Raw genomic sequence first — 4997 nt, forward strand, 5'->3', positions numbered from 1 at the left:
CCGGCGGGTGGGCACCGCCCGCTTCGCCGCGGCGCGCAGGTCGATCGGCTCGGTGCGCGGGCTGAACAGGTCGACGTCGGCAGCTCCGGGGGCGCCGAGCAGCGGGGGCGGCGGGACACCGGGCGGCAGTCCCGCCGCCACGGCGGAGCCCTCGGGCGGGTCGGCGGACGGGTTCGTGCCAGGGTCCGCGGGCGGGCCGGCGTCGGCGGACATGCGGCCGGTTCCTCCTCGGGCAGCGAACGATCGGGTCGGACACTCTCGCCGACCTGGCGATCTTGTCAACCGCCGTTGCCGTGCCCAGCGCAGCAGGTGGACGCACCGTTGCGGCGCAGCAGCCCCCTGTCACCGAGTGGCCGTCAGGTGCGCGTCGGGCCACCGTTCAGGCACACCCCGGAGTCGTCCGCCGGGAGGACGACGTGGTGGCCGCCGTGGGCCGCCTCGACCTCGGCCCGCAGGCTCGCGAGCGCGTCGTCCGGCGCGAGGACCTCGAGGGCACCGAGGGCGGCGCGCACCTGCGCGACGTCGGCGGGCGTCAGGGCCACCGGCCCGGCCGCGCCGTCCCCCTCGACGCCGTGCGAGATCCGCCAGGCGACCCGGCACGGCCCCTCGTGGTCGTCGGGCAGGCCGCAGAGCGCGTCCCCGACGAGGGTCGCGAGGAGGTGGACCTGCTCGGGCGTCGCGAGCACGTCGACCACGAGCCGCACCACGCGGCGGTCGTCAGCGGTCGCGTCCATGGGCAGCAGTGTGTGCGTTAACGTCACCACCGGGTGGCTGCGACACGCCTTGGACGGCGCAAGTCGTCACCGCCCGATGGGATGGTCTTCGGCCGGGTCGATCGACGCGGGCCGCCCGGCCGCCTACTCTCGCGGACATGTCGGCGACCGCGGTGCGCCCGGCGGCCGACGTGCCGCCGTCCGCGCGCGTCGCGCTGGCGCTGCGACTGCCGGTGCTCGCAGCGGTCGCGGCGACGCTCGGCACCGCCGGGCACGTGCTCGTCGAGCACGAGGTCCCGCCGCCCCGGCTGCTCGCCGTCGGACTGGTCCTCGTGGCGCTCTGCGGGCTCCCGGCCCGGCGCCGCGAGGTCTCGGGCGCGGGCGTCACGGTGATGCTCCTCGCCGGCCAGGCGGTGCTCCACCTCGTGCTGTGCCTGTGCCACTGCGTGCCGGGGAGGGCGTTCACGACGTTCGTCCACGCGGTGCTCTGCCCCGGCCGGGCCGACGCGGCGGCCCGGGCCTGGGCCACGGACCCGCTCCTCGTGAGCCGGCCGGACGCCGGGTACGCGGCCCACGTCTACCCCGGGCACGCGATGCTCCTGGCGCACCTGCTGGCCGCCGTCGCCGCCGCGTGGTGGCTGCGGCGCGGCGAGGCGGCCGTCTGGGCCGCCCTGCGCGCCGTCCGACCGGCCCTGCGGCTCGCGGTGCCCACGCCCCTCGTCCCCGCCGTCCGGCAGCGCCCGCGGGTGCGGCCCCGGACGGCGGTCGCGGTGCTCTGCGACCAGGTCCTGGCCACGGCCGCGCACCCGCGGCGCGGCCCGCCGCTCGCGGTCTGAGCAGCCCGCCGCTCGTCTCCGAGCGGTCTGCCCGAGCGGCCCGTCCGGTCCGCCGTTCCCGTCAGCGCACCGTGCCGTCCTTCCGGTGCGCCACCTCCTTCGTCGACGCGCGCGTCGTCCGCGCCGCCGACCCACCCGGTCCACGAGAGGATCCGTCCCATGAACCGCCGTCCCACGCGCACCACGACCCTCCTGCTCACCGTCGCCGCCCTCGGCGCCGTGACCCTCACCGGCTGCGCGAGCGGCTCGTCGACGGCGGCGGCCACCTCCGCCCCGGCGGTCACGACGTCCACCGCGCCGGCGGCGTCCGCCACCACCCCGAGCGAGACCCCCACCGAGACCCCGACGCCGACCCCGACGCCCACCGAGGAGGGCCAGCTCGTCGAGATCACCGTCGCCAAGGGCAAGGTCACCGGCCCGAAGGGCCGGGTCAAGGTCAAGGCCGGCTCGACGGTGATCCTGCGCGTCACGAGCGACGTCGCCGACGAGATCCACCTCCACGGCTACGACAAGCACGCCGACGTCGAGAAGGGCGGCACCGCCGACCTGAGGTTCAAGGCCACCCTCACCGGGGTCTTCGAGGTCGAGCTGGAGGAGAAGGGCCTGCAGCTCGTCCAGCTCCAGGTGCAGTGACCCCGGCCCTCGTCGCGGCGGCCGTGCCGTTCGGCCTGCCGGTGGGCGCGGGACCGCTCGCCCACGGCGTCGGGACCCGGGCCGACCTCCCGCTGCCGGTCGGCTACGTCGTGGCCGGCGGCGGGCTCGCGGTGCTCGTCTCGTTCGTCGCGCTCGGCGCGCTGTGGCGGACGCCGCGGCTCGCCGGCGCGGCGGCGGGGCGGCCGCTGCCCCGGCCGGTGGCCGCCCTCGCGCACGGCCGGCCCCGCCTCGTGCTGCAGGCCGTCGTGCTCGCACTGTCGGTGCTCGTCGTCGTCATCGCCCTGGCCGGCTCGCCGGACGTCGCGCAGAACGCCGCACCGTGGGCGTTCTTCGTGACGTTCTGGGTCGGCCTCGTGCCGGTGAGCCTGCTCCTCGGTCCGGTCTGGGGCGCCCTCAACCCGTTGCGGACGACGTACCGGCTCCTCGCCCGGGTGCTCCCGGCGCCGGCCCGGCCCGACCTGGCCGAGCGCTGGGGGTACCGGCCGGCGGCGCTGTCGCTCCTGGCGTTCGCGTGGTTCGAGCTCGCCGCGCCGGACCGCAGCGACCCGCGCCGGGTCGGGGCGTTCCTCGTCGCCTACGCGCTCGTCCACCTCGTCGCGGCGGCCGTCGTCGGCGAGCGCTGGTTCCTCCGCGGGGACGGCTTCGAGGCGTACTCCCGGCTGCTCGGTGCGCTGGCCCCGGTCGGCCGCCGGTCGGACGGCGTGCTCGTGCTGCGCAACCCGCTCGACGGCGCCGCGGCGCTGCCCGCGCGGCGCGGGCTCGTGGCCGTCGTCGTCGTCCTCGTCGGCTCGACCGCCTTCGACGGGCTGGGCCGGACCCAGTGGTGGCAGAACGGGTTCGGCGCCGGGGGCGAGGCGGTCCTGCCCTCGACGACCGGCCCGCTCGCGACGGTGGCCCTCGTCGGGCTGCTCTTCGCCGCCGGTGCAGGGCTGGCCGGCCGGCTCGGGGGCTACCCGGGCGCCGCGGCGCCGCTCGCGCACACCCTCGTCCCGGTCGCCGCCGGCTACGCCGTCGCGCACTACTTCTCGCTGCTGCTCTTCGACGGCCAGACGACGTGGATCCTCCTGAGCGACCCGTTCGCGACCGGGGCCGACCTGCTCGGGCTCACCGGCCGCGGCGTCGACTACCTGCTCGTCACGGCGCGGACGATCTCGCTCGTCCAGGTCGCGGCGATCGTCGGCGGCCACGTCGTCGGCACGGTGCTCGCGCACGACCGTGCCCTGGTGCTCTCCGCCGCCGCGCCCGCGGCGCGCCGCCCGGTGGCGTCGCAGGTGCCGCTGCTCGCCATCATGGTGGTGCTGACCATGACCGGGCTCGGGCTGCTGCTCGGCGCCTGAGCCCGGCCGGGCCCTGAGGAGGACGTGTGCGGACCATGTCGGTGCGGCGGACGGCGGCCGCCCTGGCGGCGGGCACGCTCGTGCTCCTCGCGGGCTGCGGGACGACCCTGACCCCGCAGGAGATGGCCCAGGCCTGCTCCGGGTTCGCGGCCGAGGTCTCCAAGGCGGGGCTGGCCGGCACCCCGACGCAGGCGCAGGCCAGGTCCGTCGCCGACGCCCTCGACGGCATCCTGCCGGGCCTGCGCGACCCGCGCGTGCATGACGCCGGGGTGGCCCTGCACACCCACCTGCACGGCGTCGACACCGCGCTCGGCAAGGGCGACACGGCCAAGGCCGCCGACCTCGCCGCCCGGGCCCGCGAGGACGTCGCGAAGGCCGCGCAGGCCTGCGGCATCCCGCAGAGCGCCTTCCTCGGGGGCTGACGTGCGCCCCCGCGCCGGCCGGCGGCCGGCCGCGGCGAGGACCGTGCTCGTCGCGGCCCTCGGGCTCCTCCTGGGGCTCGGGCCGGCCGCACCGGCGGCCGCGCACGGCTCCGGCGGCGACGCGCCCTTCTACCGCAGCCGGGTCACCGCGGTCTCCCCTGCGGTCGCCGGCGTCACGGTCGACCTCGCCCGCGACGGCTCCTGGGTCCGGGTCCGGAACACGACGGCGGTCGACCTGGTCGTGCTCGGCTACGACGGCGAGCCGTACCTGCGCATCGGCCCGCAGGGTGCGCAGGAGAACGTCGAGTCGGTGACGTCCCGGGTCAACGGCCGCTTCGGGTCGGGCCTCGTCACCGCCGACACCCCGGACGCGCAGACGCCCCGTCCGCCGCGCTGGGAGCCGCTCGGGCTCGAGCCCGTCGTCCCCTGGCACGACGCCCGCACGCACTACGGCGGCCTCGGCCGGCCCGCCGCCGTCGTCGACGACCCGTCCCGGCCGCACTCGCTGACGACGTGGCGGCTTCGCGGGCTGTACGGCGACCGGCCCTTCACCGTCGACGGCCGGCTGGACTGGACCGGCCGCGGGCTGCTCGGCAGCCGGACGACGCAGGCGCTGTGGGCCGTCGGGGGCCTCGCCGCGCTCGCCTGCGTGCTGCTCGTCGTCGCCGGCCTGCGCCGTCCGGGTGGAAGGGCCCGCGGAAAGGTCAAGATCGCCGGGTGACCGTCGGTACCCCCACGCGGCCCGGCCGGCCCTGACGCGCACCCGCTGTGACGTCAGCGGCGGCGACGGCGGACCGCCGTGACCGGTCCCGACCCACCGTGACCGCGGCGGCGGGGCCGGTCACGCATCCACCGATCGCACTCACCCGGTCGGCCGTCCGTCGTCACCGGTGCACCTCGGGACAGTGGCTGCACGCCCAGGCCGACCGTCGGAGGACACCGCATGCCCGCCGCACCCGCCGCCACCCCGACCGACACCCCGACCGAGCCCTCGTCCGAGCCCCCGACAGCTGCCCGGCCGGACGCGGCACCGAC

The 4997-nt window shown here is 77.7% G+C and carries 6 protein-coding genes and 1 pseudogene; 5 read left to right on the forward strand and 2 right to left on the reverse strand.

The genetic code is table 11. From position 1 onward, the window contains the following. Positions 1-213: pseudogene (locus EDJALFJO_RS00340) on the reverse strand (hypothetical protein); the annotation flags it as partial. A 143-nt stretch (positions 214-356) separates the two neighbouring features. Further along, positions 357-734 (reverse strand): hypothetical protein, encoded by a 378-nt coding sequence (locus EDJALFJO_RS00345; RefSeq protein WP_088281066.1) that lies wholly within the window; start codon positions 732-734, stop codon positions 357-359. Between the two features lie 137 nt (positions 735-871). Between EDJALFJO_RS00345 and EDJALFJO_RS00350 the strand changes: the two genes are divergently transcribed. The 5 genes from EDJALFJO_RS00350 (at position 872) to EDJALFJO_RS00370 (ending at position 4683) form a co-directional block, all read left to right on the forward strand. After that, positions 872-1549: a hypothetical protein gene (locus EDJALFJO_RS00350; protein WP_088281068.1), complete on the forward strand. Its 678-nt coding sequence runs from the start codon at positions 872-874 to the stop codon at positions 1547-1549. Positions 1550-1708: 159 nt separating this feature from the next. After that, the gene (locus EDJALFJO_RS33910) at positions 1709-2182 is read left to right on the forward strand and encodes a hypothetical protein (protein ID WP_094354978.1); all 474 of its coding nucleotides are present in this window, start codon (positions 1709-1711) and stop codon (positions 2180-2182) included. After that, entirely contained in the window at positions 2179-3540 is a 1362-nt protein-coding gene (locus tag EDJALFJO_RS00360) for a hypothetical protein (protein WP_198949866.1), read from the forward strand. Before EDJALFJO_RS33910 ends, EDJALFJO_RS00360 begins: the two co-directional genes overlap by 4 nt. Before the next feature lie 26 nt (positions 3541-3566). Then, positions 3567-3962, forward strand: a complete 396-nt coding sequence (locus EDJALFJO_RS00365) for a hypothetical protein (protein ID WP_088281070.1) — start codon at positions 3567-3569, stop codon at positions 3960-3962. A gap of 1 nt (position 3963) precedes the next feature. Further along, the gene (locus tag EDJALFJO_RS00370) at positions 3964-4683 is read left to right on the forward strand and encodes a hypothetical protein (protein WP_088281072.1); all 720 of its coding nucleotides are present in this window, start codon (positions 3964-3966) and stop codon (positions 4681-4683) included. The last annotated feature ends 314 nt before the right edge of the window (positions 4684-4997 follow it).

The organism is Kineosporia sp. A_224 (assembly GCF_002198655.1).
In the GTDB taxonomy this organism is placed as follows: domain Bacteria; phylum Actinomycetota; class Actinomycetes; order Actinomycetales; family Kineosporiaceae; genus R-H-3.

Bases quoted from the DNA above. Each gene is read 5' to 3' on its own strand.
- EDJALFJO_RS00345 (WP_088281066.1), bottom strand. From the start codon at position 734: ATGGACGCGACCGCTGACGACCGCCGCGTGGTGCGGCTCGTGGTCGAC.
- EDJALFJO_RS00350 (WP_088281068.1), top strand. From the start codon at position 872: ATGTCGGCGACCGCGGTGCGCCCGGCGGCCGACGTGCCGCCGTCCGCG.
- EDJALFJO_RS33910 (WP_094354978.1), top strand. From the start codon at position 1,709: ATGAACCGCCGTCCCACGCGCACCACGACCCTCCTGCTCACCGTCGCC.